Here is a 25,149-nt window from a genome sequence, read left to right as displayed (position 1 = left end):
ACACTATTCGGTATTTCTAAATAATCAGCTCAAGGAGCCGGCGCTTGGACCGTTTCAACGCGATGCGCGTGTTCACCCGGATCGTCGAACTGCGGGGCTTTGCCAAGGCCGCCGACAGCCTGCAACTGCCCCGTGCCTCGGTGACGGTGCTGATCAAGCAATTGGAGGCGCACCTCGGCGTGCAACTATTGCAACGCACTACACGGCAGGTTAGCCCGACACTGGATGGCGCCGCGTATTACCAGCGCTGTGTGCAATTGCTGTCGGACCTTGAGGAAACTGAAGCGGTGTTTTCCGCCAGTCGGCAGAACCCACGTGGCACGTTGAGCATTGATATGCCGGCGGGTATTGGCCGGTATCTGGTGATACCCGCACTGCCCACGTTCACTGCCCTGTATCCGCAGATTGAGTTGGAAATCGGCTTGAATGACCGGCCGGTGGACCTGATCCGTGAAGGCGTCGATTGTGTGCTGCGCGGTGGCCTGGCGCTGGACGATTCACTGGTGGCGCGACCGCTGGCGATGATGGATCAAATCACCCTGGCCAGCCCCGCTTACCTCGACCATATGGGGGTGCCCGACACGCTCGACGACTTAGCCCACCATCAGATGGTCGAATACGTCTCGGCCGCCAGTGGCAAACGGTTTGGCTTGGAGTTTCTACTCGCCTCCCAATTGCGCACGCTCAATTTGCCAAAGGTGGTCGCAGTCAACAGCGCCGACGGCTACTTCTGCGCTTGCGAAGCAGGCTATGGGTTGATCCAGGCGCCGTACTATCACGCCAGAGAACGACTGGCCCAAGGCACCCTGGTGGAAGTACTGCCCCGGTTTGCCGTGCCGACAATGGCCTTGACGGCGCTGTACCCGCCGCACCGCCAACTGTCCCAACGCGTGCGGGTGTTTGTGGATTGGCTGGTCGAACTCTGCGCCACCCCCGGCACCGGTTTGCGACGCTAAGCCTGTGCCTTTCGATAGGCCCCAGGCTGTTGCCCCGTCACCTTGTGAAACGCCCGGGTAAACGCCGCCACTGACTGATAACCCACCGCCAGCGCGACATCCGCCACCGTCTGGTCCTGCTTGAATAACTGGCAGGCATGGCGCATGCGCATCATCAGTAGCACCTGGCCCGGTGACTGCCCGCACAGTTCATTGAAGCGCTTGAAAAACGCCGAACGCGACAGCCCGGTACAGGCGGCCATGCTTTCCAGAGTCCAGGCATCGGCCGGGTGCGCGATCAACTGTTCCAGCAAACCGGCAAACGCCGGCTGCCGACCCAGCGCCGCCAGGCCGCCCAGTTCGCTGTTATCCAGCACCTGTTGGCGCAGTACATATAGAAACAGCAGGTGGCAAAGCCGTTCCAGCAAGGCCGAGGAGGGCGCAGGCAGGCGCTGGCATTCTTGCAGGATCAGTTCGAACAGGTTGCGCGCGGCAGTCAGCGAGGGATCGCCCGCCCGCAGGATGATCCACGCGGGCAGGGTGTCGACAATCATCGCCGACAGACCGGACTGGAAGTGAAAGAACCCACACACCAGGCCGACGCCATCGCTGGCGGCGCTGTCCAGGGGCACCATTGGCACACGCGGGCATTCCTGCGCACCCACCGCCGTGGGCTCGCCGGAGAGGCGATATTCAAGGTCGCGCAGCAGGAACACCGCATCGCCGTTGTCGAGGCGATGAGGCGTGGCGTCGCCGTCGATATGCAGCCAGCACTGGCCCTGCACGATCAGGTGGAAACTCGCGCTCGCCAGGCCGTGGGTGCTTGCATGCCAGTCGCCGCAATAACGACCTACATGGAATAGGCTGGTGTCGAGTTCGAGGCTGTCTAATAACCAATCGACAAGTGCACTGGACGAATTCATCTAATGGAAAGACTCAAGAGCAAGTAATCGCTACTTTAGACTATTGAGGCGATTTTTTATAACCAACAGACTGGATACACGAACCCATCAGGAGACTGCTCCATGTCCCGTGTACCCTTGCTCACCCCTGAAACCGCGCCGGAAGCGGCCAAGCCTTTCCTGGAAAACGCGCTGAAAGGCTCGGGCTTCATCCCCAATTTGCTTGCGGTGCTGGCCAATGCGCCGGCCGCGCTGGAAACTTACATCACCGTCTCCGCTTTGAACGCCAAATCCGAACTCGGCCTCGCCGATCGCGAGGTGGTGCAACTGATTGCCGCCACCACCCACGGCTGCGATTTCTGCGTGGCCGGCCACACTGCGGTGGCGCGTAACAAAGCCAAGTTGCCGGAAGCCGTCATCGAAGCCCTGCGTCAACGCGGCGAGTTGCCCAATGCCCGCTATGAAACCCTGGCTGCCTTTACCCGCGAAGTGATCGCCACCCGGGGTGATGTGAGCGATGCGGGCTATGACGCATTCCGCGCCGTCGGTTACACCGAAGGCCAGGCCCTGGAAGTGATTCTGGGCGTCAGCCTGGCAACCCTGTGCAACTTCGCTAACGTGTTTGCTCGTACCCCGCTGAACCCCGAGCTGGCGCAATACCGTTGGGAAAAACCCGCAAGCTGAAGTTGGCCCACCCGCTGTAAAGGAGAAACAGGAATGCTTGACCCCATCTTGAGCCGTTGGCTCGACATCCAGGCGCAGGCCTTGGACGTGGGCAGTTGCGATCCACAGGAAGTGCTGCCGCGGCTGGCAGAGGCCAACGTGTTGCGCATCGGCGTGCCGGCTCAACTGGGCGGCCTGGGCGGCGATGTGGCTGGCGCCGTGGAGGCCATCGCCAATGTCGCCAGCCATTCCCTGGCGGCGGCGTTCGTGTGCTGGGGCCAGCGCTCGTTTATCGAGTATTTGCTGCAGAGTCCGAATGCGCGGCTGCGTGAACAGCTGTTGCCGGATTTGCTCAGCGGCAAGTTGGCGGGGGCGACAGGACTGTCAAATGCGATGAAGTTCTTGTCGGGCATTGAGACCCTGCAGATCAGTGCCGAGCCGTCCAACGATGGCTGGACCCTCAACGGCCGCCTGCACTGGGTGACCAACCTGCGACGGAACGGTTTTGTCGCGGCGGCGGCCATCGAACTGGCGGAGGGTGGCGCGCCGTTTATCCTGGCCATTCCGGACTCGGTGGCGGGCTTGCAGCGCTCTCGCGACCTGGAACTGCTCGGCTTGCAGTCAAGCAACACCGCCGCCCTGGATTTGCATGGCGTGGAGCTGAGCCGCGATTGGCTGCTGCATGAAGACGCACGCACATTCCTGCCGGCGGTGCGCCCGGCGTTCCTGGGCCTGCAGTGCGGGATGTCCATCGGGTTGGCACGTCGTTCCCTGGCGGAAGTCGCCAACCATCTGGGCGCGACCCGTACGGTACTGCGCGAAGAACTGGAAACCCTGCGCGTGACCCTGGATCACTTGGTCCGCGACTTGAAAAGCGGTCTGCTTGCCGGGCGTTTCGCCGCCGAACCGGTGCCGCTGTTCAAGCTGCGCATCGCCCTGGCGGAGACTGCCGCCAGCGCCGTGCAACTGGAGTTGCAGGCCAGCGGCGGCAAGGCCTATCTCACCGCCCACGGCAATGGTTTTGCGCGACGTTGGCGTGAGTCGGCGTTTGTGCCGATCGTGACCCCAAGCCTGGTGCAATTGCGTACTGAACTGCAGCGTCAGGCCAACCTATGACAAGTGCCGTACTGAGTGCCCAGGGGATTTGCCTGGGCTATGCCAGCGGGCCGGTGTTACAGCACTTCGACCTGCACTTGCAACCCGGTGAAGTGGTGTCGATCCTCGGTCCCAGCGGCGTGGGCAAGTCCAGTCTGTTGCGCGTCCTCGCCGGTTTGCAGGCACCGCAAGGCGGCAGTGTGCGCGCGTTGGGCGAGCCCTTGAAGGGTCCCCATCCACGCGTGGCGGTGGCGTTCCAGGACCCGAGTCTGTTGCCCTGGCTAAGCCTGGAAAAGAACGTCGCCTTTGGCCTGGATTTCGCCCGGCAACCCCATTTGAGCGCTGACGAGCGCCGCCAGCGCGTCGACCATGCCATTGCCGCCGTCGGCCTGGAGCATGCGCGCCAGCAATTCCCGGCGCAGCTGTCCGGCGGCATGGCCCAGCGCACCGCATTGGCCCGTTGCCTGGCGCGCCAGCCTCAGGTGCTGTTGCTGGATGAACCCTTCGGCGCCCTGGACGAAGTGACCCGCGCCGACATGCAACACCTGCTGCTCAAGGTCAACCGCGAACAGGGTTCGGCGGCGGTGCTGATCACCCATGACATTGACGAAGCGCTGCTGCTGTCCGACCGCATCCTGCTACTGGGCAACCGCCCGGCGCGGACGTTGGGCGAATGGCTGATCGACCTGCCGCAACCCCGCGAAGAACAGGTGGAAGCCATCGGCGCGCTGCGCATCGAGATCCTTAAAACCTTACGGCAGGCGAGCCGCCCTCAACCCAACCCCCTTGATCTGCTGGAGCCTGCCCATGTGCCTGGATGACCTGACCCATTCGCGCCGCGACTTTCTCAAACTCTCCGCCGTACTCAGCGCCGCCGGCGCGTTGCCGCTGCTCAGCAGTTTGCAAGCCCGCGCCGCCAGCGAGCCGGATGCGCCGGTGCGCATCGGCTACCTGCCGATCACCGACGCTACGCCGTTGTTGGTGGCGCACAACAATGGCCTGTTCGACGCTGAAGGCATCAAGGCTGAGCGCCCGGTGTTGCTGCGCAGTTGGGCGCAGGTGATCGAGGCGTTCATCTCGGGCCAGGTCAATGTGATTCACCTGCTATCTCCCATGACTGTATGGGCACGTTACGGCAGCAAGGTCCCGGCCAAGGTGGTGGCCTGGAACCATGTGGGCGGTTCGGGCCTGACCGTGGCGCCGGGCATCACGGACGTGAAACAGCTGGGCGGCAAATCGGTGGCGATTCCGTTCTGGTATTCGATCCATAACGTGGTGGTGCAGCAGTTGTTCCGCGACAACGGCCTCACGCCAGTGGCGCGGGCGGCGGGCAGTGCGATTGCGGCCAATGAGGTCAACCTGATCGTGTTGCCGCCTTCGGACATGCCGCCGGCCCTGGCCAGCCAGCGCATCGATGGGTATATCGTCGCCGAGCCGTTCAATGCCCTGGCGGAAAACCTCAAGGTTGGCCGCGTGCAACGCTTTACCGGCGACGTGTGGCGCAATCACGCGTGCTGCGTGGTGTTCATGCACGAACACGACCTGGTCAACCGCCCGGAGTGGTCGCAGAAGGTGGTGAACGCCATCGTCAAGGCGCAGGTCTGGACTCGCGATAACCGCGAAGAGGCGGTGAAGTTGCTGTCCAAGGACGGCCCGAATCGCTACACCCCGCATGCCGAGCCGGTATTGAGCAAAGTACTCGCACCCGCCGCAACTGACCGTGCCGCCTACCTGGCAGACGGTGCGATCCAACACGGCAATTGGGATGAACACCGTATCGACTTTCAACCTTATCCATTCCCCAGCTACACCGAGGAGTTGGTACGGCGTTTGAAAGACACGCTGATCGAGGGCGACAAGAAATTCCTCGCTGACCTCGACCCGGCGTTCGTCGCCAAGGACCTGGTGGACGACCGCTTCGTGCGCAACGCCATCGAGGCCGTGGGCGGCATGAAGACCTTTGGTTTGCCGGACGGCTATGAGCGGCATGAGGAGATCGGCGTTTGAACAACCGTGAAATCCCGGGCTGGTTGCTCGGGTTGAGTGGCTTGGCGGGGTTGCTGTTGCTCTGGTGGCTGGGGGTGAAGGTGTTTGGCGCGACGGAGGGGTTGTCTGCGCGTTTTTCCCTGGCCGCCACCTTCAGTAGCCTGTGGGAATTGCTGGGGCGCGGTGAGCTGTATGTGCATATTGCTGTGAGCCTGAAGCGCATTTTTGTCGGGTTGTTCCTGGCGTTGTTGGTAGGCGTTCCGTTGGGGCTGCTGGTGGGCAGTTCGCGCAAGCTGGAAGCGGCGACCACGCCGGCCTTTCAGTTCCTGCGCATGATCTCGCCGCTGTCGTGGATGCCCATCGTGGTGATGCTGATGGGGGTAGGGGATCAGCCGATCTATTTCCTGCTGGCGTTTGCCGCCGTGTGGCCGATCATGCTCAATACCGCTGCCGGCGTGCGGCAGTTGGACCCGCGCTGGCTACAGCTGAGCAGCAGCCTGAGTGCGACGCGCTGGGAGACCTTGCGCCGGGTGATCATTCCTGGAGTGGTCGGGCACGTGCTGACCGGCGTGCGTTTGGCCATCGGTATCTTGTGGATCGTGCTGGTGCCATGCGAAATGCTCGGGGTCAGTGCCGGGCTGGGCTACTACATCCTCGACACCCGTGATCGGCTGGCCTACTCGGAGCTGATGGCGATGGTGCTGCTGATCGGGTTGCTGGGCTTTGCGCTGGATGCCTTGGCGCGTTGGCTGCACCAGCGTTGGGTGCACGCCGGTTGATTGGTCGAGCCAAAGTTTTTCATCGCCTGTAACATGAGCGCCTGTCGGACCTGTTCGCCCTTGCGCGTAGGACAGGTTCGACGCTTCATTTTCAAGGTTCAGGAACCCGTCATGACACAAAAGCAGCGTTTGAAATATTCGATTCTGATTGCCCTGGCCGTACTGGCGACGATGTTTGGCCTGTCCTATTTGCAGAACACCGGGGTTATCAGTGAGAAGACATTCCAGACCATCGCCATTGCCGTCGCAGTGGTCGTGGTGGTGATCAACGGCATCATGCGCCGCAAGGTCAAGCTATAAGGGCGATCAGGCTCGGCCTTCGAGCACCTTGGCAGCCTCTTCATGGAGGCTGTAGCTTTTATCCGCATTGAGGGTGATCACGCCCTCGCTGCACAGGCGCTTGAGCACCTCGCGCACGCTGAGAAACGACAACGGGATGCCCAGCTCCAGCAGATGACTGTGCACACCGCGTACCCCGAGGGTGCGCCTGTTGTCGGCGGCGGTGAGCAAGGCGTCGATGACCTTCAGCCGGATCAGGCTGGTGCGCAAGCCAAAACACTTGAGCAGGTGGCGGATACGCTGGTTGCCTTGTTGTTCGGGCGTTTTGCCGAACGCTTGTGCGCCGTTGCCGAAACTGGCCTCGGCAGCCGGTGAATGTCCATCCGTGGGCACTTGCGGGTTGTACATGCAAAAACTCCTTATCAGAGCCTGATCAGGAAAAAATGAGCGCTCTTAGTTGATAAGACGAACGAGCGAGCGAAATCATGAAGTCCCGGATGTAGAAATTTTGTCAGTATCGGTTTTGTCACATCTGCGCGGCCTTAAATAAACGCGCTGTCGCGCTAAATTATTCCTGGTGATTTGCGTTCTTACGGTGGGGTCATTACCCCTTGTGAGGCGGTTAAATCTGACGGTGGAGTTTGCGTGATTATTTCCAATGGGTTGTCCAGGGTATGTGTGGCGGGCGTGTTGCTGGGGTTGAGCCTGGCCGTCTCGGCGCGGGAACAAGTGACGCAAGCCTCGGCGGATATCCGGCGTACCAGTTATGGCGTGCCGCACATTCGCGCCAACGATGAGCGTGGCCTGGGCTTCGGCATCGGCTACGCCTACGCCCAGGACAACCTGTGCCTGCTGGCCAATGAAGTGGTCACGGTGAATGGCGAGCGCGCCAAGTTCTTCGGCCCCGAGCAGGCGACCCTGGAAGAGCGCAACAACCTGGCCAGTGATGTGTTTTTCACGTGGCTCAATACGCCGGAGTCGGTCGCCGCGTTCTGGAAAGCGCAAAGCCCGCAGATCCAACAGCGTATCGAAGGTTACGTGGCCGGCTACAACCGCTACCTGAAAGAGCAGGGCGCTCCGGCGCAGTGCCAGGCGGCGTGGGTGCGGCCCTTGGTGGCTGAAGACTTGGTCAAGCTGACCCGTAGGTTATTGGTGGAAGGCGGTGTCGGCCAATTCGCTGAAGCCCTGGTCGGTGCGACGCCGCCCCAAGCCACAGCCAGTGTATCGACCGACTCGAAAGCCTTTGAATTGGCCGCCGCCAATCAGCAGCGCTTCGCCTTCGATCGTGGCAGCAACGCCGTAGCGGTGGGCCGCGATCGTTCGTTCAACGGGCGCGGCATGCTGCTGGCCAACCCGCACTTCCCGTGGGTGGGCGGCATGCGCTTCTATGAAATGCACCTGACCATCCCCGGTCAGCTGGATGTGATGGGCGCTGCGTTGCCGGGCCTGCCGGTGATCAATATCGGCTTCAACCAGCATGTGGCGTGGACCCACACCGTGGACACGTCCAAGCACTTCACCCTGTATCGCCTGACCCTGGACCCGAAGGATTCCACGCGCTATCTGCTCGATGGCAAATCCGTGGCCCTGGATAAAACCACGGTGACGGTGCAGGTCAAGCAAGCCGATGGCAGCCTCAAGGGCCAGTCGCACACCGTCTATAGCTCGCAATTCGGCCCGGTGGTGCAATGGCCGGGCAAGCTCGACTGGGACAGCCATTACGCTTTCAGCCTGCGTGACGCCAACCTGGGCAACGACCGCGTGCTGCAACAGTGGTACGCGATGAACCGCGCGGGCAGTCTCGACCAACTGAAAACCTCGGTGCGCACCCTGCAAGGTATCCCGTGGGTCAACACTCTGGCCGCCGATGACCAGGGCCAGAGCCTGTACATGAACCAGTCGGTGGTGCCCAACGTCAGCGCGGCCAAACTCGCACAATGCAGCGACCCCCGTGCCGGCCTGCAGATGATCATGCTCGACGGCGCCCACAGCGCCTGCGCCTGGGACGTTGACCCACGCGCAGCCCAGGCCGGCATCTTCGCGGCCGACCAACTGCCGCAACTGCAACGCACCGACTACGTCCAGCACTCCAACGACTCGGCCTGGCTAGCCAACCCCAAGGCGCCGCTCACCGGCTTCTCCCCGGTGATCAGCCAGGACCACATCGGCCTTGGCCCACGCGCGCGTTTTGCCTTGCAACGCCTGCAATCCCTGGACAAACCGATCAGCGTCACCGACCTGCAAAACATGGTGATGGACAACGAGGTGTACCTGGCGAGCCAAGTCATGCCCGACCTGCTCGCATTCTGCGCCAAACACCTCGGCGCCGACGCCACTGCGCTGCAACCCCTGTGCACCCACCTGAAAAACTGGGACCAACACGCCAACCTCGACAGCGGCATCGGCCTGGTGCACTTCATCAACCTGGTGCAACACCTGCAGCAAATTCCCGATGCCTGGCGCGTCGCCTTCGACCCGGCGCAACCCCTCACCACGCCACGTGGCCTGGCTATCGAGCGCACCGATGTCGCCAAAGCCCTGCGCGAAGCCATGCTGGCGTCCACCGCCGACGTCGCTAAACTCGGCCTCACCGCCGAAAGCACCTGGGGCGACCTCCAAGTCTCCGGCCAAACCCCGATCCACGGCGGCCCGCAAGAACTGGGGATCTACAACGCCATGCAAACCGTGCCCCGCGCCGACGGCAAGCGCGAAGTGGTCAGCGGCACCAGCTACCTGCAAATCGTCACCTTTGACGACGAGGGGCCCAACGCCCAAGGCGTACTCGCGTTCTCCGAGTCCAGCAATCCGGCGTCAAAACACGCCAAGGACCAGACCCAAGCCTTCTCCCAGAAAAAGCTCAGCCCGTTGCCCTTCACCGAAGCGCAAATCAAGGCCGACCCGCACTATCAACAGCTGCGCATCAAGGAGTAGGGCAGGTACGCAACCCCTTGATGCCAATACGAAATATTTTTGAAATCAAGGGGTTGCACGCTTTGGCAAATACGTACATAATGGCGCCCATCGAACGCAATGAAGCATTAAAAACTTCAATGTATTCAATGAGTTAGAGTAGAGGCAGGGTTTTACAGCCCACTCAAGTTTTTATCCGGTGAGTGTCAGCAGTCAGGACATTGATCGTTTGAGGCCGAGTAGCAAAATGGTTATGCAGCGGATTGCAAATCCGCCTACGCCGGTTCGATTCCGACCTCGGCCTCCACTCTTAGAAACCCCGTAGATTAGCGTCTACGGGGTTTTTTATTGGCTTCGAAAACGTTTTGGAAGTCTGGTGCGTTAGGAATTGACTCTGAAACGCCTTGCCATTGCGCAAGGCTTTCTGCCGTTCGTCAAGTACATCGCACTCGCAGACCACTACCTGATCCCATGTTTAAGCGCCGATATCCCGAGCGTAAGAACGGAGAGCCAGCATGGAAATCAATGAAAATGCCCCTGGGAATATTTCTCAGCAGGATGTAACCCGCGGCACCGACAATGAGACAGGGCACGATCCGAAGCGCGATGAGGAGGGTGTTCCGTTGCCACCGGACGATGACGCGCCTCTTGAAGAGGACATGTCGGATGTAGACGCCGCTGATTCAGTGGCGAGCGAGCATCCCGACAACTGAACATTTGTAATTCAATGAGCCCGACCGCTGCGTCGGGCTTATAGGACCTGAGACCTGACGATCCTCTGGTCTTTGACTTCACCTGCATACGCCCGCAATTTCTCCTGCTGCGCCGCCAGCAGCGCGCAAATCTTCATCAATGCCACTGCCTCATCCGGCGTCTTGCCGCTGGCCGCCAAAGCGCTCAGCTCAACCACCGACCACCCAATCACCGCCGACGCATCTTCCAGGTCGTAGAACAGTTCCTGCTGCGCCGTCCTGGGCCCGTCGAGGCCTTGTATCAACTCATCCATTTATCCATCCTGCCGCTGCAGTTCAAGCCCCATCACATCCATCCCGATTTCAGCCAGGTCCGTCTTGAACGGAATTTCTCCGATCCACTTGAACCCAAACGCCTCATAAAACCGTCGTGCATCGGGATTGGACTTGAGCACCGTCAGCCACAGCGAGCGCTCACCACGCTCTACCGCCTGGTCGCAAATGAACTGCATAAATCGCTTGCCATACCCGCGCCCGGCGGCGGATTTGAGAAAGTAGATCTTGCGCAGTTCTGCGCCAGCTTCGCCTGTTATGGGCGCCGGCGCCGACCAGTTGACCTTTGCCAGGCCTACGACTTGCGCGTTGTCATCTGAAGCGAGCAGCCATAGAGGGCTGTCGGATGTTTCGAGTGATTGGCGTAAGGCGTCGTGGGAAAAGTCCCGATCAAGGAACGCCTGCAATCCGGCAGGCGACCAGATGTGTGCAAAGTGTTCTCGATAGGTGGTGCAGCCGACTTCGCGCAAGGCTTCAAGATCGGCTGGGGTCGCTGGATAGATACGGAGCATGGTGGTTCTCGTGTCAGTCGGTTGCCAGGCGGTGATCATGCGACATTCGCGCTTAAGGAACGAGGCTATCGTCGAAATCTTCACGTTCGATGGTTGTATAAGCTTGCTCGCGAATCCCGCCTTCGGAATAGGTACAAAGCCGCCGTGTGGCTTTTTTTCCCTGCGGACGCACGACCACTCCCTCGCTCATCTCGGGGTCGTTGGGTTCTCCGGGTGTAAAATTAGTGCGCACCATACGGTCGAAAACGGCGTAGGTTACCCCATGATTGGTAAAGCGCAGATGAGCTTCGCCTCCACCGGAGTAGGCCGTGGAACTGAGCCAGAAGTGACCCTTCGGTGGGCTCGGTTTTTCGGGGTAGCTCAACTCGATTTTGCCGGGCGTACCAAATCGGTATTGCACATAGCCGGTTGTCGCTGAGAAATCGTGTGATGCGCAAACCGAGATCATTTTCGGCCCGGAGTCGCAGCCGAACAGCAGTGTTTCTTGCGTCTTGCACAGATAGTTCTGTTCCGACGTCCCCGCAAGCGCATCGAGGGCAATGGCACCCATCGTCAGGAAGCAAATGCCCTTTAGCATCGTGACGTTAATCCCCATGAGTTTTCCCGTTTTTTTCAATGGAACCGTTATCAGTATTTGTTCTGGTTGGATGCTCGATGACGCAGTGTGTGTTCCCAGTCAAGCGTGTGCAAATGTCTCACTTGCCCCCAGTCACATCCAGAAAGGTCCCGGTAACAAACGACGCCTCTTTACCTGCCAGCCACAGTATGGCCCGCGCCACTTCTTCGGGCTCGCCGCCCCGGCCCATCGGGATGCTTTCCTTGACGCGATCCACGCGACCCGGTTCTCCGCCGCTGGCGTGCATTTCGGTGTAGATATGCCCTGGGCGAACGCAGTTGACGCGGATGCCGTCGCGCGCGACTTCCTTGGATAGCCCGATGGTGAAGGTTTCCAGTGCTCCCTTCGACGCTGCGTAGTCGACGTACTCGTTGGGGCTGCCCAACCGCGCGGCGCCCGAGGAGACGTTGATCACGCTGCCGCCGTTGCCGCTGTGTCGAAAAGACATGCGCTTCACGGCTTGCTGCGCGCAGAGCATCGGGCCGATGGCATTGATTGCGAAGATGCGTTGCATGCGGGCAAAGTCGAGGTCTTCAAAGCGCGATTGAAGCGCGATGATTGCGGCGTTGTTGACCAGAACGTCGATGCGGCCGAACGTCTCGTCGATGGCTCGGAACAGATGCGCGACCTGTTCCGGGTCGGCACTGTCGGCGCGTATGGCCAAGGCGCGTCGTCCGAGCGCTTGCACGTCAGCCACCACGCCGAGTGCGGCGGCCTCATTGTTGATGTAGCTGATGACGACGTCATAGCCTTGCGCTGCGGCGAGCCGCGCCGTTGCCGCGCCTACACCCCGGCTACCGCCGGTGATCAGAATCAGGGGAGCTGAAGGGCCGGTAGCCATGTCTTGAACCTTTTATGAGGGAGGTGAATTTAGCCAATTAGCATCGTGCCGGTGGCAATCACTGCGCACGCCAGGACTTTGCGGACAGTCAGTGTCTCGCCCAGGAAGAAATAACCGATCAACGCCGCAAACAGTACGCTGGTCTCGCGCAAGGCCGAAACCGATCCCATCGGCGATTCAGACATGGCGTAGATAACAATGCCGTAGGCCAGCAGGGAGACCAGTCCACCCATCAAGGCGGTGATGAGCCCCGGGCGCGGGGCAAGCAGGCTGCGTGCGCCGCGCAGACCGATATAAACCAGCGGCATCAGTACGCCCCAGAGGGCGCACATCCAGGCGGTATAGGCCAGCGGCGCACCTGAAAGTCGCGCGCCTATGCCATCGGTGACGCTGTAGGCTGCGATGAAAAAACCCGTGCCCAAGGCGTAAGGCAAGCTGGGGACCGCGAGCCTGCGCTGCCTGAAAGCCAATGAAATAATGCCGCTCGACACCAGTGCAATGCCGAACAGGGCGCTGGTGCTGAGGGTTTCGCCAGCAAACACCATGGCGAACAATGTGATCAAAATGGGCGAGGAGCCGCGGGCGATCGGGTAGGTTTGCCCCAGATCACCCACCTTGTAGCTGCGCACCAGGAACAGGTTATAACCGACGTGCAAGACACCCGAGAGCGCGGCGTAAGGCCAACTGGCAGCGGCAGGCGCTGGGAGGTACAGCGCAAAGCCCATGCTGACGAGGGCGACCGACAGGCACATCACGGTCATCGACCAGAGCCTGTCGGTGCCGACACGCAGCAGCGCGTTCCAGCTGGCGTGCAAGAGGGCGGCGAAGAGGACGAGTAATACGATAGGAAAGGGCATGCGCCATGTTAAGCAAACTGGCGGCTGGACAACAGCGAAGTCCCTTCATCCTGGCATGAGCCATTCCTCATACTGTCAACGATAGTGTTGCTGGGCCTGAGTCGACTCCGCCAGCAGCCAGTTACGAAAGCTGATGATGTGAGGCTGTGTTTCGAGCCCTTTGGGACAGACAAAGAAATAGGCGACCGGTGAGGCGAACGGCACATTGAACAGCCTCATGAGGCTGCCGTCGTTGATTTCGGCCTCGACATGGCCGCTACGGGCCAAGGCGATGCCCTGGCCCAGCAAGGCGGCTTCTATGGTCATGTTGGTGTCAGCAAACCTGACGCTTTCCTTGAGTGTCGAAACGCCCACGCCGACGTGCTCGAACCAGGCTTCCCACTTGGGCACCAGGTCTGCGCCGTCACGCGTAAGTAGCGGGTAACGCAACAATTCGGCGGGCTCGTTCGGGGTGCCAAAACGGTTAAGCAGGTCAGGGCTGGCCACCGGGAAAATTTGCTCCCTGAGCATGAACTCCGAATGCAAGGCGGGGTAATGACCGTTGCCCAGGCGGATCGCGACATCTGAATCCGCGCTGGAAAAGTTGATCGCTTTGTCACTGGTTTCCAGCGTGATTAGAATTTCCGGGTGCTGCTGCGACAGACCTGGCAACCGGGGCAGCAACCATTTCAGTGCGAAAGAATAGGTGGTGCTGACCTTGAGCCGAACCCTGCCTTTTTGTTCTCTAAGGTCCGTCAATGTGGCTTCCAGGTTCATGAAAAACTCGCGCACGATAGGCGCCAGTGCCGCACCGGCTGGGGTCAGCCGCAAAGACTTGCCGCGTTGGAAGAGTTGTAACCCCCAGAGGTCTTCAAGGTGCTTGAGTTGGTGGCTGACGGCGCTCTGGGTCACATGCAATTCTTCTGAGGCTGAAGTGAACGTCGCATGTCGGGTCGCGACTTCGAACGCGCGAAGCGTGGCAGTGGGGGGGAGATCTCTCATTGGTGGGTCCCGGCGAGCCTTGTTGTAATCAGTTTTTCCATGAGTGTAGGCTCATGCCAGCCGAATGGTGTGCGCTCATTGAAGCCGGACAGCCTGGCGTTGTGAATTGTTGTGAAGCACAGGTTAATGGCCCATTGCCCATGCTAACGTCGGCGCCAGGCTATCGTCAGCACGACGATTTCATTCATACCTTCAGGGGAGCAGCGCCGATGTCTACTACCGTAACGCCCGCCGGCAGCGGGGCAAACACGCCTAAAGCGTCACCTTCGGCGTTCGATGACAAGTTGAACATTGCCAAGTCCAGCAAAGTGATTGCCGACTATATGCGCCAGACCGGCAAGTCGGCCATCACCAAGCAGGAGCTGACCCAGTTGGCCAACAATGCCTCGGGCAAAGTGCCTGCCGAGGTGTCCGATGCTGCCAAGTACATGGAGCGTCACCCTGACGTGTTCACCGCCATCGAAACCCACGACGTGGCCGGTGCCGATAACCTGTCGGGCGTGTGGAACTTCGATTGGGCGGCCAACGGTGGGCTGAAAGGCACCGCCACCGATGCCATTGCCAAGATGCAGGATACATTCGATTTTGCGATCGCCAAGTCGGCGCAAATCACCGAAATCAGCACTGCCAAAAAAGCCGAGCTGGACTCGACCAAACAACGGCCGCAGAACTGACGGCAGCTTGTACCGCCGGGCTTACAAACCCTACCAACAGGTTACACGATAGCCGTGACGCATTTGAGTTGGCACTGTCATATCCGGCGAGAAGTTAATCTCGTCAAGTAAGAGAGTGTGGTCATGAAGTTGAGTTATCTAACCAAGGCGGCAGTGGTTGTCGCGCTGTTGTCGACCTTGTCGGGCTGCTGGATGTTCATGCCGCCGGGTGGCGGCGGTGGTGGTGGTCACGGTGGAGGGCACGGGCAAGGCGGCGGCCCTGGCGGTGGTGGCGGCCCGCGCTGACGGGTAGAGATAGGAGGCAAGCCTTGATGAAGGGCTTGCCTCTTTTTTTGCCTCTGATAAACCCCAGGCAAAGAAAAGCCCGCGTGGGGCGCGCGGGCTAAAAGGATGTTCATTAGGAGCTGGATTCACCCTATTCCTCTATCTGTGAAAGGTTTGTGAAAGCTTTGGCAAAAAAGTGTATGCCTCAATCGTGACGTGGCTGTACGGGGCAGGGCAGTCCATAACCCTCTACTGTCGCTGGCATACCCCTCCGCTTGGATGCCGCGTTATGTTCATGTCTACCAGCCTGTTGTCTGCTTTTGTGCTGTTTGCCTTTGTGTCTTCGATCACCCCGGGGCCCAATAACACTATGTTGCTTGCGTCGGGCGTGAACTTCGGGTTTCGCCGCTCGATGCCTCACGCGCTGGGGATCAGCATTGGTTTCATGCTGCTGGTGATTTCGGTAGGCCTGGGGTTGGGCGAGGTGTTCAAGGTGTTTCCGTGGGCGTATACCGTGCTGCGCTACGTGGGCGCAGCCTACCTGCTGTACCTGGCGTGGAAGATTGCGACGGCGGGCGGCATGTCCGACAGCCCTGATGAACAGGGCAAGCCCATGACCTTCCTTGGCGCGGCGGCGTTCCAATGGGTGAACCCCAAGGCCTGGATAATGGCGTTGGGAGCAATCACCACCTATACGCCGGCTGAAGGCTACGTCACTAATGTGCTGGTGATTGCACTGGTGTTCGCCGTGGTCAACCTGCCCAGCGTCTGCGTGTGGGTCGTGTGTGGCAGCGGCTTGCGCAATGTGTTGCGTGAGCCGCGCTGGTTGCGGGTGTTCAATTGGTCGATGGCGGCGTTGCTGGTGCTGTCACTGTACCCGATGCTGGTTGTCAGCTGAGGGCCGCTTCAGACGGGTGAGATGGTTGCCAGCAGGCCGATGCCGATGGTGAGTACCAAAAAGCCGAACAGGAAAAGTGCCATCTTGGTCATAAGGCCTCCGAAGGGAAGGGGGTGGGGATGGCGCTATTGTCCGCCCAGGAGGCGTTTCGATACAGATGCAGATGGCAAAGAAAAAACGGTATCAGATGCGCTTGCGGCTGTTCTGCCGGGGGCTTTGAAGGGTTAAGGTTTTTTCAGGCTCAGTGCCTGAGACAGCCAACGCATTTGCCCCTAAGATGGAGCCCAGTGCATCAACAATAAGAGTGGGCCAACCCTCGATGGAAAGACGTCAATTCAGCGGTGGCATGAAAGGCAAGAACCTGCGCTACCTCAACGAAACCTCGCAGCCGGCGTCGGTCACCCGCGTCGGCTTCCTGTTGCTCGAACACTTCTCCCTGCCGGCCTTCACCCAGACCCTCGACACGTTCGTTACCGCCAACCTGCTGCGTCCCGACCTGTTTGCCTCGCGTACGTTCGGCTGTGATGAGGGTGAAGTCATCAGCGACCTTGGTCTGGTGATCCGCCCGGATGCACGCCTGGACGTGGTGGCGCTGCAAGACCTGGAACTGCTGGTGATCTGCGGCGGCTTTCGCACGGAACTCAAGGCCGGCGAAGACTTCATTCATTTGCTGCGCGCTGCCGCCGAACAGGGCATCAGCCTCGCCGGCCTGTGGAACGGTGCTTGGTTCCTTGGCCGTGCCGGACTGTTACAAGGCTATCGCTGCGCCATCCACCCGGAACATCGCCCGGCACTGGCAGAAGTGTCCAAGGCCACCCACGTCACCAGCGAACCCTACGTGATCGATCGCGACCGCCTTACCGCCTCGAGCCCGTCTGGAGCCTTCCACATGGCGCTGGACTGGATCAAGGGCCTGCATGACAAGGCCCTGGTCGAGGGCATCGAAGACATCCTGGCCTTCGAAGAATCCCGCTACCGGCGCATCAAGCCCACCGAAAATGTCAGCGTCAGCGCGCCCCTGCGTGAAGTGGTGAAGCTGATGGACGCCAACCTCGAAGAACCCCTGGAGCTGGACCAGTTGGCCGTCTACGCCGGCCGCTCTCGGCGCCAGTTGGAACGCTTGTTCAAGGAACAACTGGGTACCACGCCGCAGCGCTACTATATGGAACTGCGCGTGACGGAAGCGCGGCGGCTGTTGCAGCACACCGAGTTGTCACAGGTGGAGGTGCTGGTGGCGTGTGGGTTTGTTTCGCCGAGTCATTTCAGCAAGTGCTATAGCTCGTATTTCGGATATCGCCCCTCGAAGGAGAAGCGGTTGGTCAAGTGAGGTGTGGCTGACTCATCAACTGGGGAGCATGCATCTACCTGTGGTGAGTAGGCTTGCCCTGCGCTGGGCCGCGAAGCGGCCCCACTGCAGGCACCGCAGTTCTTCAGTCGGAAATCGGCCGTCTGGGTTTAGGGCTGCTTCGCAGCCCAGCGCAGGGCAAGCCTGCTCACTACAGAGAGCTCAGAATCGGTCCAGGCGATAGGGTGCCAATGATGGCGCTTGCCCCCCACGCGCTAACTCACCAACCCACTCCGCCGTCACCGCCGCCTGTGTCAGCCCTAAATGCTGATGCCCAAACGCAAGCAGCACCTTCCCGTCACACACCCGGTCAATCACTGGCAGCGAGTCTGGCAATGACGGCCGAAACCCCATCCACGGCGTTGCACCTTCTGCACTCAAGTCCTCGCGAAACAACCCCTTGCTCAACCGATGCAGTTGCCAGGCACGCTCCATATTCGCAGGCCGATCAAGGCCGGCGAATTCCACCGTGCCGGCCAGGCGCAAGCCGTCGGTCATGGGCGTCATGATGAATTTACGCTCCAGGGAGGTGACCGCAAACGGCAGACGGTGGTGTTCATTGGGCAGCATCAGGTGGTAGCCGCGCTCGGTGTCCAGCGGGACTTTTTTGCCGGTCAGGGCGGCGGTCAGTTTGGCCGAATGGGCGCCGCAGGCGATCAGGACCTGACGCGCGCTCAGCGGTTCCTGGTCAGTGGAGAGTGAGATGCCCTGTGCGTCGACGCGGCCATCCAGCACCTGGCGTTTAAGAAACTGCACGCCGCTGGCTCTGGCTGCCCGCACCAGTTCGCAGACCACGTGGTAAGGATCAAGAAAGTGCCCGGTGCCGGGAAAAAACAGCCCGCCCTGAATGTTGTCGCTCAACTGCGGTACAGCCCCGCGTATGGCATCGCCGGACCAGAACGCCACCGGCACCTGCTGCTGTTGCATGCGCTGCTGCAAGGCATTGAGGGCTTCCCGTGAATCCGCCCGTTCAAACACCAGCAGCGAGCCATCCTCACGCAGCAACTCCGCGCGCCCAATGCTGTGCAGCAAGCGCTGCCAGGCGCCCAGGCTGCCTTCATTGAGCGCGCGGATACCCGCGACCGTGCGTTGATAGTTCGCCGGACGCAGGTTCAGCAGCAAACGCACGAACCAGGGCAGGGCGTGCGGCAGGTATTTCCAGTCCAGGCGCAGTGGGCCCATGGGGTCCAGCAGCATGCCGGGCAAGCGCTTGAGGATCGATAGGTCGGCGATGGGAAACACTTGCTCGGTCGCCAGGTGCCCGGCGTTGCCGTACGACGCGCCCATACCCGGTTCCTGCGGGTCGACCACCAGCACTTGGCGCCCCTGACGAGCCAGTTGCAGGGCACAGGCGACGCCGATGATGCCGGCGCCGACCACGATGATATCCGGATCGGACATGGCCTACGCCTCCCTCTGGCCATCGAGCAAGCGCCGCAGCAGCAAAGGGTTGCCGTGCTGGAGCGCGGCAGGCAACAGTGCATCGGGGAAGTCTTGATAACATACGGGGCGCAAAAACCGTTGGATCGCCGCCGTGCCCACCGACGTGCTGCGCGAATCGGATGTGGCGGGAAAGGGCCCGCCGTGAACCATGGCATCGCAGACTTCCACACCCGTCGGCCAGCCGTTGACCAGCAGGCGACCGGCCTTGCGCTCCAGAACCGGCAGCAGGGCTTTGGCGCTTGGCAGATCGTCTTCGTCCAGATGCAGGGTGGCGGTCAGTTGGCCTTCCAGGTGTTCGGACACCTGGCGCACTTCTTCATTGTTGGCGCAGACGACTATCAGCGACGCCGCGCCGAAGACTTCGGCCTGCAGGTGTTGATTGGCCAGGAACGCTTGCGCCTGGGTCACAAACACATGGGCCTGGCCCTGGTTCGGGCCCGTCGCCGGCAAACCCTGTGCGACAACCTTGGCGTGTTCGGTCAATGCGCCCACGCCGGAATCGTAGGCACTGGCGATACCGGGTGTGAGCATGGTCTGCGCCGCGCAACTCGGCAGCAACTCACTGGTGGTGCGGATGAAGCGATCCAGGGCCGGCCCTTGCACCCCGATCACCAACCCTGGGTTGGTGCAGAACTGCCCGGCACCCTGGGTCAATGAAGCCACGAAGCCCTGGGCCAATGCTTCACCCCGGGCGGCCAGTGCCGCCGCAAACAGGTACACCGGGTTGATTGAGCTCATTTCCGCATACACCGGAATTGGCTCGGCCCGTGCCTGCGCCGCCTGTGTCAACGCCACGCCACCGCTGCGCGAGCCGGTAAAGCCAACTGCCTTGATGCGCGGATCGGTGACCAACGCAATCCCCACCTCGCGACCTGAACCGTACAGCAACGAAAACACGCCCTCGGGCAAACCACAGGCCTGAACGGCTTGCGCCACCGCCCGGCCCACCAGTTCACTGGTGCCTGGATGCGCGCCATGGGCCTTGACCACCACCGGGCAACCGGCGGCTAGCGCGGAGGCGGTATCGCCACCCGCCACGGAAAACGCCAGGGGGAAGTTGCTCGCACCAAACACGGCCACCGGGCCCAGCGCGATATGGCGATGGCGCAGGTCTGGGCGAGGCAGCGGCTGGCGTTGCGGCTGTGCGGGGTCCACCCGCACATCCAGCCATTCCCCGGCGCGTACGGTGCGGGCGAAGGTGCGCAGTTGGCCGCAAGTACGCCCGCGCTCGCCTTGAATGCGCGCGTGGGGCAGGCCGGTTTCGGCGACGGCACGTTCGATCAGCTCATCACCCAGGGCTTCGATTTGCGCGGCGATGGTCTCAAGGAATGTGGCTCGAACCTCCAGCGAGGTTTCGCGGTACCCATCAAACGCGGCCCACGCCAGAGCGCACGCCTTGGCCACTTGTTCGCCGTTGCCGCCCGGATAGGCCGGTTCCATGGGGGTGTCGGTCGCGGGATTGACCGCCCGGATCGCCTCGCGATTGCCGGTAGTGGCGTGCTGACCGATCAGCATTTTGCCCGTCAGAGTCATGGGATCGTCCTGGTAGAAAAGAGGTTGGCCGCTGCGAGAACCGCAGCGGCGCGCAAGGGGTCAGGCGACGTTCTGTTCCGCCGACCAGGTGGCGTACCACTGGCGGAACAGCGCGTACTGGTTTTCGGCGTAACGACGTTGCGCGTCGCTGAGCGCGTCGGTGTCGTTGAAGTGCAGGGCGTAGCCTTTATCACCGTTGAGCACCATCAAGTGCTTGTAATACAGCACCAGGTCGCAGCCTTCATCGAACGACGACAGCACCGCCAGCGCCGCTTCCAGCTCATGGGCCTGGCGACGGGCCTTGGCATCGCCCTTGGCGGCTTTTTTGCTCAAGGCCACCAATTGCAACACTTCCCGGGGCAGCGCGTTGCCGATGCCGGTAATGGCGCCGGTGGCGTTACAGTTGACGAAGCCGTGCACCACCTGGGTGTCCACGCCGACCATCAAGGTCACGTTATCGTCCTGGGAGGTGATGTGTTCGGCGGCGTAGCGCAGGTCGGCACCGCCGCCAAATTCCTTGAAGCCGATCAGGTTCGGGTGTTCGCGGCGCAGTTCGAAGAACAGGTCGGCGCGGGTGGCGAACCCGTAGTAGGGGCTGTTGTAGATCACCGCCGGCAAATTCGGCGCGGCCTTGAGGATGGCCGAGAAGTGCGCCTTTTGCGCGGTGGCCGAGGCACCACGGGACAGCACGCGCGGAATCACCATCAGGCCATGGGCGCCGACCTTGGCCGCATGGGCAGCATGGGCCACGGCTTCGCGGCTGTTGACCGCGCCGGTGCCAACGATGGTCGGCACACCGGCTGCCACCAGGCGTGCCACGCCTTCCTGGCGTTCGGCCTCGGTGAGCAACGGCCAGTCGCCCATGGAGCCGCAGTACACCACGGCACTCATGCCGATATCGATCAACTCGCGGCCCTTGGCGACCAGGGCGTCGAAGTCCGGCTTGCGCTCGGCGGTGCACGGGGTCATCAGGGCGGGGATGCAGCCGGTGAAGATGTTGTCGCTCATTGTTCTAACTCCTTGGAACGTTCAGTACAAACAGGGAAGGGTTCAGATGCCCCAGGCAAAAGGGTCACGCTCGTCGATCAGCAAGGTGCTGTCGGCGGTCATGTAGGCGCTGCCAGTGATGAAGGGGCGGATGTGCTCGCCGTCCCATTCGTAGCGGCCTTCGAATTGGCTGCCGGTGATGCTGGCCTGGGTCCAGGTTTCACCCGGCTTGAGTTTTTCATCGGCGGCCAGGCAGGCCAGCTTGGCGCTGGTGCCGGTGCCGCAGGGCGAGCGGTCGTAGGCTTTACCGGGGCACATCACGAAGTTGCGGCTGTCGGCAAGGTCGTCATCGGCGAACAACTCGATGTGATCGATCAGTGCACCGTCTGCACCGTGAATGCCTTGCTCTTCCAAGGCCTTGAGCATCGCCCAGGTGTAGTCGGTAAGCGCATCCACGTTGTCCATCTGCAAGCGTTGGCCATGGTCCGACACCAGGAAAAACCAGTTGCCGCCCCAGGCGATATCGCCGTAGGCCACGCCATGCCCCGGCACTTGCACCGGCACCTGCTGGCGCAGGCGATAGGCAGGCACATTGCGCAGGGTTACGCTGCCGTCTTCGTGCAGCGTGGCCGCCACCGGGCCAACGGGCGTGTCGATCGTGTGCACGCCGGGCTGGATACGGCCCAGGTGGTGCAGCGACGCAACCAGACCGATGGTGCCGTGGCCGCACATGCCGAGGTAACCGGCGTTGTTGAAGAAGATCACGCCACAGATCGCGCCTGGCGTAACGGGCTCGCAATACAGCGCGCCCACCAGTACATCATTGCCACGCGGCTCCAGCAGGCAGGCGCGGCGCCATTGATCATGCTCGGTGCGCAGGCTGTGCAGTTGATCGGCAATCGTCGCGCCGTTCAGCGCCGGGAAACCGCTCATGACCAGGCGCGTCGGTTCGCCGCCGGTGTGGGAGTCGATCACATGCAGTCGCTTCATAAAAGGCTCCTGAATCAGTAAGTCGCGGGTGTCAGCGGCGCGTGAGGTTCGTCGACCGCTTCGCTTTCATCGGCTTCGTGTTCCAGCCGTACCAGGTGAGCCGGCACGCCAGTGGCTGCGCCCCAGTAGTAAATGCCGAGTGCGCAAACGGCGACGACAATCGTGTCGAGCGGGTGGCTGATCACGCCGATGCCGCCAAAACTGCCGAGCTTGGACAGCAGGATCGTCACCGCGTAAAAGCCGATCAGCCAGGCAGACGAGCGCACTTGCTGCTTGAGGTTGATGTGTGCGGTCGGCACCCAGCGTGCGCACAGCAGGTACACCACGAACATCAGGATCTGCAGGCCGAGCAGCCACGACACCGTGCCCCAGCCAGACCAGTACACAATCAGTGCGGCGATGATGAACGACAGCGGGCCCAGCACCGCCATGCCCTTGACCCGGAACGGCCGCGCCATCTGCGGTGCATTGCGACGCAGCGCGGCAACAGTAACCGGGGCCACGGCGTAGCTGAGGATCAGCGCCGCAGACACCACATTGATCAGTGCTTCCCAGGACGGGAACGGCAGGGTCCAGAACACCGACAAGCCAAAGGTCAGCCATAGCGCGGGCCGTGGAATGCCGGACTTCTCATCGATACGCGTGAAAATCTTGAAGAACGTGCCGGTCTGCGCCCAGCCATACACCACACGGGGCGTGGCATTCATGTAGATATTGCCGCAGCCGCTGGGGGAGATCACGGCGTCGGCCACCACCAGATAGGCCAACCAGCCCACGCCCAACGCCAGGGCGATATCGCGGTAGGGCAGCGCCAGTTCCTTGCTGATCCCGGCCCAACCATTGGCAAGCATTTCCGTGGGCACGCCACCGAGGAAGGCGGTTTGCAGCAGCACGTAGATCGCGGTCGACAACAACACCGAAAGGATCAAGGCAATTGGAATCGTGCGTTGCGGGTTCTTCACTTCACTGGCCACCGAGATGATCGGCGTCAGCCCCAGGTAGGCAAAAATCACCCCGCCGGCCGACACCGCCATCTCGATGCCCGACAGCCCAAACGGCGCGAAACCCTGCACCTGGAAGTTCGCCGGTTTGAAGAAGGTGAAGAGCACGCCGATCACCAGCAACGGTACGATGAACTTGAACACGCTCACCAGGTTGTTGGCGATGGCGAAGGTCTTCACGCTGCGGTAATTGAGCACGAAGAACAGGCACAGCAGGGCGAATTGCACCAGCCAACCCAAGGTGGTCGGGTCGCTGGAACCGGCCTTGGTCAGCTCCGGAAACCACGCCGCTGCGTACTGCCGCGAGGCGACCACTTCGATGGCCACCAGGCTGGAAAACGCAATCAGGGTAATGAAACCCATCAGGTAGCCCAACAGCGGGCCATGGGAGTAGACCGGGTAGCGCACCACGCCGCCGGCACGCGGCAATGCGGCGCCCAGTTCGCAGTACACAATGCCCAGCAGCAGTACCGCGAAACCACCGATGAGCCAGGAAATAATGCCCGCCGGGCCTGCGATTGCGGATACGTGGCTGGCTGCGAACAACCAGCCCGAACCAAAGATGGCACCCAACCCGATAAAGGTCAGGTCCATCAGGGAAAGCTGTTTCTTGAACTTGCCTTGAGCTGACATAGCGTCGCCTTCTTGTGAGTTATTGGATAGGCATGCAGTGGCCATAGAGTGAACTCATGAACGGCGGCGCGATTGATGTTTTTTGCTGGCATCGATGACGAAATCAGCACAGTTTTGGTGGCTCGACAGGGCGCCGGGCATCGGGCAATCTGCTAGTCGTCCAGGCAAACAATGGGAGCAACCGTCATGATGCAGAGCGCGTTTGCGACCCTTTGCCAAGGGAGCAACCCCCAAGACATCGAACAGTTATTGGGCAGTGTCACGCAGCTATTGCCGATGCTGGACGTGATCCCCAATGCGGCGATTTTCATCAAGGACACCCGGGCCCGCTATGTGCTCGCCAACCGCACCCTGGTGCAGCGCTGCGGCCTCAAGCAGTTGCAACCGCTGCTGGGCAAGACCAGTGCCGAAGTCTTCCCCGCACAACTGGGGCCGGGGTACACCGAACAGGACCGGCGCGTGCTGGAGCAGGGCTTTGTGCTGGAAGATCAGCTGGAACTGCACTTGTACGGCACCCGCGAACCCGGCTGGTGTTTGACCCACAAGTGGCCGCTGTACAACCATTCGGGCGCGATCATTGGCCTGGCCGGTATCTCGGTCGACCTGCAGACCGCCAGCGAAAGCCACCCGGCGTACCAGCGCCTGGCCGCCGTGGACGCGCACATCCGCGCGCACTTCAACCGTCGTGTGCCCTTGGGTGAATTGACACGGATCGCAGGGATTTCGGTGGCGCAGTTGGAGCGCTACTGCAAGCGCGTGTTCCACCTCACGCCACGGCAGATGATCCAGAAAGTGCGGCTGGAGCATGCGCACCAGCTGTTGCACACCGATCTGCCGATCACCGAAGTGGCGTTGCAGTGCGGGTATACCGACCACAGCGCGTTTACCCGCCAGTTCAAGGCGTCGACGGGGTTTACGCCGAGGCAGTATCGGCAGTTGGAGTAGTCGCCCCACATTGCAATGCAACGAATGGCCCCGGTTGTGGCTCCTATGCTTACGA

At 61.2% G+C, this 25,149-nt stretch carries 27 protein-coding genes and 1 tRNA gene; 15 read left to right on the top strand and 13 right to left on the bottom strand.

Annotated features, from left to right (window positions below; genetic code table 11):
- Positions 1-44 precede the first annotated feature (44 nt).
- Complete coding sequence (locus tag U367_RS0106910; RefSeq protein ID WP_028616282.1) at positions 45-956, top strand: LysR family transcriptional regulator; 912 nt, start codon at positions 45-47, stop codon at positions 954-956.
- Here the strand turns inward: U367_RS0106910 and U367_RS0106905 are convergent.
- Positions 953-1,858 (bottom strand): AraC family transcriptional regulator, encoded by a 906-nt coding sequence (locus U367_RS0106905; RefSeq protein ID WP_028616281.1) that lies wholly within the window; start codon positions 1,856-1,858, stop codon positions 953-955. The two genes, U367_RS0106910 and U367_RS0106905, sit on opposite strands and share 4 nt — an antisense overlap.
- 102 nt (positions 1,859-1,960) lie before the next feature.
- Between U367_RS0106905 and U367_RS0106900 the strand changes: the two genes are divergently transcribed.
- The 6 genes from U367_RS0106900 to U367_RS0106875 all read left to right on the top strand — a co-directional run bounded on the left by U367_RS0106900 (position 1,961) and on the right by U367_RS0106875 (position 6,660).
- A complete protein-coding gene (locus U367_RS0106900; RefSeq protein ID WP_028616280.1) occupies positions 1,961-2,521 on the top strand; it encodes a carboxymuconolactone decarboxylase family protein in 561 nt (186 codons plus the stop codon).
- Between the two features lie 33 nt (positions 2,522-2,554).
- On the top strand, positions 2,555-3,616 hold the full coding sequence (locus tag U367_RS0106895; protein WP_028616279.1) for an acyl-CoA dehydrogenase family protein: 1,062 nt from the start codon (positions 2,555-2,557) through the stop codon (positions 3,614-3,616).
- Positions 3,613-4,416, top strand: coding sequence for an ABC transporter ATP-binding protein (locus U367_RS0106890; RefSeq protein WP_028616278.1), 804 nt, complete (start codon positions 3,613-3,615; stop codon positions 4,414-4,416). Before U367_RS0106895 ends, U367_RS0106890 begins: the two co-directional genes overlap by 4 nt.
- Complete coding sequence (locus U367_RS0106885; RefSeq protein WP_028616277.1) at positions 4,403-5,602, top strand: ABC transporter substrate-binding protein; 1,200 nt, start codon at positions 4,403-4,405, stop codon at positions 5,600-5,602. Before U367_RS0106890 ends, U367_RS0106885 begins: the two co-directional genes overlap by 14 nt.
- An 11-nt stretch (positions 5,603-5,613) precedes the next feature.
- Positions 5,614-6,360: an ABC transporter permease gene (locus U367_RS0106880; RefSeq protein ID WP_372514809.1), complete on the top strand. Its 747-nt coding sequence runs from the start codon at positions 5,614-5,616 to the stop codon at positions 6,358-6,360.
- 111 nt (positions 6,361-6,471) lie between these two features.
- The gene (locus U367_RS0106875; protein WP_010210250.1) at positions 6,472-6,660 is read left to right on the top strand and encodes a hypothetical protein; all 189 of its coding nucleotides are present in this window, start codon (positions 6,472-6,474) and stop codon (positions 6,658-6,660) included.
- A gap of 6 nt (positions 6,661-6,666) precedes the next feature.
- Here U367_RS0106875 and U367_RS0106870 read toward each other — a convergent pair whose 3' ends face one another.
- Positions 6,667-7,047 carry a hypothetical protein gene (locus tag U367_RS0106870; RefSeq protein WP_028616275.1) on the bottom strand — a complete coding sequence of 127 codons (381 nt, stop codon included), beginning with the start codon at positions 7,045-7,047 and terminating at the stop codon, positions 6,667-6,669.
- Positions 7,048-7,284: 237 nt separating this feature from the next.
- Here U367_RS0106870 and pvdQ point away from each other — a divergent pair, with 237 nt between their 5' ends.
- The 3 genes from pvdQ (at position 7,285) to U367_RS0106855 (ending at position 10,262) form a co-directional block, all read left to right on the top strand.
- Positions 7,285-9,570, top strand: a complete 2,286-nt coding sequence (gene pvdQ, locus U367_RS0106865; RefSeq protein WP_028616274.1) for a bifunctional acylase PvdQ — start codon at positions 7,285-7,287, stop codon at positions 9,568-9,570.
- A 212-nt stretch (positions 9,571-9,782) separates the two neighbouring features.
- A tRNA-Cys gene (locus U367_RS0106860) sits at positions 9,783-9,856 on the top strand.
- A gap of 208 nt (positions 9,857-10,064) precedes the next feature.
- Positions 10,065-10,262 (top strand): hypothetical protein, encoded by a 198-nt coding sequence (locus U367_RS0106855; RefSeq protein ID WP_028616273.1) that lies wholly within the window; start codon positions 10,065-10,067, stop codon positions 10,260-10,262.
- A 38-nt stretch (positions 10,263-10,300) separates the two neighbouring features.
- Here U367_RS0106855 and U367_RS0106850 read toward each other — a convergent pair whose 3' ends face one another.
- The 6 genes from U367_RS0106850 to gcvA all read right to left on the bottom strand — a co-directional run bounded on the left by U367_RS0106850 (position 10,301) and on the right by gcvA (position 14,381).
- Complete coding sequence (locus tag U367_RS0106850; protein ID WP_028616272.1) at positions 10,301-10,555, bottom strand: hypothetical protein; 255 nt, start codon at positions 10,553-10,555, stop codon at positions 10,301-10,303.
- Complete coding sequence (locus U367_RS0106845) at positions 10,556-11,086, bottom strand: GNAT family N-acetyltransferase (protein ID WP_028616271.1); 531 nt, start codon at positions 11,084-11,086, stop codon at positions 10,556-10,558.
- Positions 11,087-11,138: 52 nt separating this feature from the next.
- Entirely contained in the window at positions 11,139-11,681 is a 543-nt protein-coding gene (locus tag U367_RS1000000130455; RefSeq protein WP_050587844.1) for a hypothetical protein, read from the bottom strand.
- Between the two features lie 100 nt (positions 11,682-11,781).
- Positions 11,782-12,543: an SDR family oxidoreductase gene (locus U367_RS0106835; RefSeq protein WP_028616270.1), complete on the bottom strand. Its 762-nt coding sequence runs from the start codon at positions 12,541-12,543 to the stop codon at positions 11,782-11,784.
- 29 nt (positions 12,544-12,572) lie between these two features.
- Positions 12,573-13,400: a DMT family transporter gene (locus U367_RS0106830; RefSeq protein WP_028616269.1), complete on the bottom strand. Its 828-nt coding sequence runs from the start codon at positions 13,398-13,400 to the stop codon at positions 12,573-12,575.
- Positions 13,401-13,475: 75 nt separating this feature from the next.
- On the bottom strand, positions 13,476-14,381 hold the full coding sequence (gcvA, locus tag U367_RS0106825) for a transcriptional regulator GcvA (protein WP_028616268.1): 906 nt from the start codon (positions 14,379-14,381) through the stop codon (positions 13,476-13,478).
- 209 nt (positions 14,382-14,590) lie between these two features.
- Here gcvA and U367_RS0106820 point away from each other — a divergent pair, with 209 nt between their 5' ends.
- The 4 genes from U367_RS0106820 to U367_RS0106800 all read left to right on the top strand — a co-directional run bounded on the left by U367_RS0106820 (position 14,591) and on the right by U367_RS0106800 (position 17,544).
- The gene (locus U367_RS0106820) at positions 14,591-15,055 is read left to right on the top strand and encodes a hypothetical protein (protein WP_028616267.1); all 465 of its coding nucleotides are present in this window, start codon (positions 14,591-14,593) and stop codon (positions 15,053-15,055) included.
- Between the two features lie 123 nt (positions 15,056-15,178).
- Positions 15,179-15,340, top strand: a complete 162-nt coding sequence (locus tag U367_RS1000000132035; protein WP_162834921.1) for a hypothetical protein — start codon at positions 15,179-15,181, stop codon at positions 15,338-15,340.
- Between the two features lie 268 nt (positions 15,341-15,608).
- On the top strand, positions 15,609-16,217 hold the full coding sequence (locus U367_RS0106810) for a LysE family translocator (protein ID WP_028616266.1): 609 nt from the start codon (positions 15,609-15,611) through the stop codon (positions 16,215-16,217).
- A gap of 319 nt (positions 16,218-16,536) precedes the next feature.
- The gene (locus tag U367_RS0106800; protein WP_073860000.1) at positions 16,537-17,544 is read left to right on the top strand and encodes a GlxA family transcriptional regulator; all 1,008 of its coding nucleotides are present in this window, start codon (positions 16,537-16,539) and stop codon (positions 17,542-17,544) included.
- 180 nt (positions 17,545-17,724) lie between these two features.
- Here the strand turns inward: U367_RS0106800 and U367_RS0106795 are convergent, their stop codons facing one another.
- From U367_RS0106795 to U367_RS0106775, 5 genes are read right to left on the bottom strand one after another with little or no spacing between them, the layout of a single operon-like run.
- Entirely contained in the window at positions 17,725-18,963 is a 1,239-nt protein-coding gene (locus tag U367_RS0106795; protein ID WP_028616264.1) for an NAD(P)/FAD-dependent oxidoreductase, read from the bottom strand.
- A gap of 3 nt (positions 18,964-18,966) precedes the next feature.
- A complete protein-coding gene (locus tag U367_RS0106790) occupies positions 18,967-20,538 on the bottom strand; it encodes an aldehyde dehydrogenase (NADP(+)) (protein WP_028616263.1) in 1,572 nt (523 codons plus the stop codon).
- 60 nt (positions 20,539-20,598) lie between these two features.
- On the bottom strand, positions 20,599-21,546 hold the full coding sequence (locus U367_RS0106785; protein ID WP_028616262.1) for a dihydrodipicolinate synthase family protein: 948 nt from the start codon (positions 21,544-21,546) through the stop codon (positions 20,599-20,601).
- A 42-nt stretch (positions 21,547-21,588) separates the two neighbouring features.
- Positions 21,589-22,515 carry a 4-hydroxyproline epimerase gene (locus U367_RS0106780; RefSeq protein ID WP_028616261.1) on the bottom strand — a complete coding sequence of 309 codons (927 nt, stop codon included), beginning with the start codon at positions 22,513-22,515 and terminating at the stop codon, positions 21,589-21,591.
- 14 nt (positions 22,516-22,529) lie between these two features.
- Positions 22,530-24,149: an APC family permease gene (locus U367_RS0106775; protein ID WP_028616260.1), complete on the bottom strand. Its 1,620-nt coding sequence runs from the start codon at positions 24,147-24,149 to the stop codon at positions 22,530-22,532.
- Between the two features lie 186 nt (positions 24,150-24,335).
- Here U367_RS0106775 and U367_RS0106770 point away from each other — a divergent pair, with 186 nt between their 5' ends.
- Entirely contained in the window at positions 24,336-25,094 is a 759-nt protein-coding gene (locus tag U367_RS0106770) for an AraC family transcriptional regulator (protein ID WP_028616259.1), read from the top strand.
- Positions 25,095-25,149: the final 55 nt, after the last annotated feature.

It is taken from the genome of Pseudomonas canadensis (assembly GCF_000503215.1).
GTDB classification, from domain to species: Bacteria; Pseudomonadota; Gammaproteobacteria; order Pseudomonadales; family Pseudomonadaceae; genus Aquipseudomonas; species Aquipseudomonas canadensis.
This window is presented reverse-complemented; position numbering and strand designations above follow the sequence as displayed.

What these genes read in the sequence shown, in the direction of transcription:
- U367_RS0106905 (WP_028616281.1), bottom strand. Translation starts at nt 1,858, where the DNA reads ATGAATTCGTCCAGTGCACTTGTCGATTGGTTATTAGACAGCCTCGAA.
- U367_RS0106900 (WP_028616280.1), top strand. Translation starts at nt 1,961, where the DNA reads ATGTCCCGTGTACCCTTGCTCACCCCTGAAACCGCGCCGGAAGCGGCC.
- U367_RS0106895 (WP_028616279.1), top strand. Translation starts at nt 2,555, where the DNA reads ATGCTTGACCCCATCTTGAGCCGTTGGCTCGACATCCAGGCGCAGGCC.
- U367_RS0106890 (WP_028616278.1), top strand. Translation starts at nt 3,613, where the DNA reads ATGACAAGTGCCGTACTGAGTGCCCAGGGGATTTGCCTGGGCTATGCC.
- U367_RS0106885 (WP_028616277.1), top strand. Translation starts at nt 4,403, where the DNA reads ATGTGCCTGGATGACCTGACCCATTCGCGCCGCGACTTTCTCAAACTC.
- U367_RS0106875 (WP_010210250.1), top strand. Translation starts at nt 6,472, where the DNA reads ATGACACAAAAGCAGCGTTTGAAATATTCGATTCTGATTGCCCTGGCC.
- U367_RS0106870 (WP_028616275.1), bottom strand. Translation starts at nt 7,047, where the DNA reads ATGTACAACCCGCAAGTGCCCACGGATGGACATTCACCGGCTGCCGAG.
- U367_RS0106855 (WP_028616273.1), top strand. Translation starts at nt 10,065, where the DNA reads ATGGAAATCAATGAAAATGCCCCTGGGAATATTTCTCAGCAGGATGTA.
- U367_RS0106850 (WP_028616272.1), bottom strand. Translation starts at nt 10,555, where the DNA reads ATGGATGAGTTGATACAAGGCCTCGACGGGCCCAGGACGGCGCAGCAG.
- U367_RS0106845 (WP_028616271.1), bottom strand. Translation starts at nt 11,086, where the DNA reads ATGCTCCGTATCTATCCAGCGACCCCAGCCGATCTTGAAGCCTTGCGC.
- U367_RS1000000130455 (WP_050587844.1), bottom strand. Translation starts at nt 11,681, where the DNA reads ATGGGGATTAACGTCACGATGCTAAAGGGCATTTGCTTCCTGACGATG.
- U367_RS0106835 (WP_028616270.1), bottom strand. Translation starts at nt 12,543, where the DNA reads ATGGCTACCGGCCCTTCAGCTCCCCTGATTCTGATCACCGGCGGTAGC.
- U367_RS0106830 (WP_028616269.1), bottom strand. Translation starts at nt 13,400, where the DNA reads ATGCCCTTTCCTATCGTATTACTCGTCCTCTTCGCCGCCCTCTTGCAC.
- gcvA (WP_028616268.1), bottom strand. Translation starts at nt 14,381, where the DNA reads ATGAGAGATCTCCCCCCCACTGCCACGCTTCGCGCGTTCGAAGTCGCG.
- U367_RS0106820 (WP_028616267.1), top strand. Translation starts at nt 14,591, where the DNA reads ATGTCTACTACCGTAACGCCCGCCGGCAGCGGGGCAAACACGCCTAAA.
- U367_RS1000000132035 (WP_162834921.1), top strand. Translation starts at nt 15,179, where the DNA reads ATGAAGTTGAGTTATCTAACCAAGGCGGCAGTGGTTGTCGCGCTGTTG.
- U367_RS0106810 (WP_028616266.1), top strand. Translation starts at nt 15,609, where the DNA reads ATGTTCATGTCTACCAGCCTGTTGTCTGCTTTTGTGCTGTTTGCCTTT.
- U367_RS0106800 (WP_073860000.1), top strand. Translation starts at nt 16,537, where the DNA reads ATGGAAAGACGTCAATTCAGCGGTGGCATGAAAGGCAAGAACCTGCGC.
- U367_RS0106795 (WP_028616264.1), bottom strand. Translation starts at nt 18,963, where the DNA reads ATGTCCGATCCGGATATCATCGTGGTCGGCGCCGGCATCATCGGCGTC.
- U367_RS0106790 (WP_028616263.1), bottom strand. Translation starts at nt 20,538, where the DNA reads ATGACTCTGACGGGCAAAATGCTGATCGGTCAGCACGCCACTACCGGC.
- U367_RS0106785 (WP_028616262.1), bottom strand. Translation starts at nt 21,546, where the DNA reads ATGAGCGACAACATCTTCACCGGCTGCATCCCCGCCCTGATGACCCCG.
- U367_RS0106780 (WP_028616261.1), bottom strand. Translation starts at nt 22,515, where the DNA reads ATGAAGCGACTGCATGTGATCGACTCCCACACCGGCGGCGAACCGACG.
- U367_RS0106775 (WP_028616260.1), bottom strand. Translation starts at nt 24,149, where the DNA reads ATGTCAGCTCAAGGCAAGTTCAAGAAACAGCTTTCCCTGATGGACCTG.
- U367_RS0106770 (WP_028616259.1), top strand. Translation starts at nt 24,336, where the DNA reads ATGATGCAGAGCGCGTTTGCGACCCTTTGCCAAGGGAGCAACCCCCAA.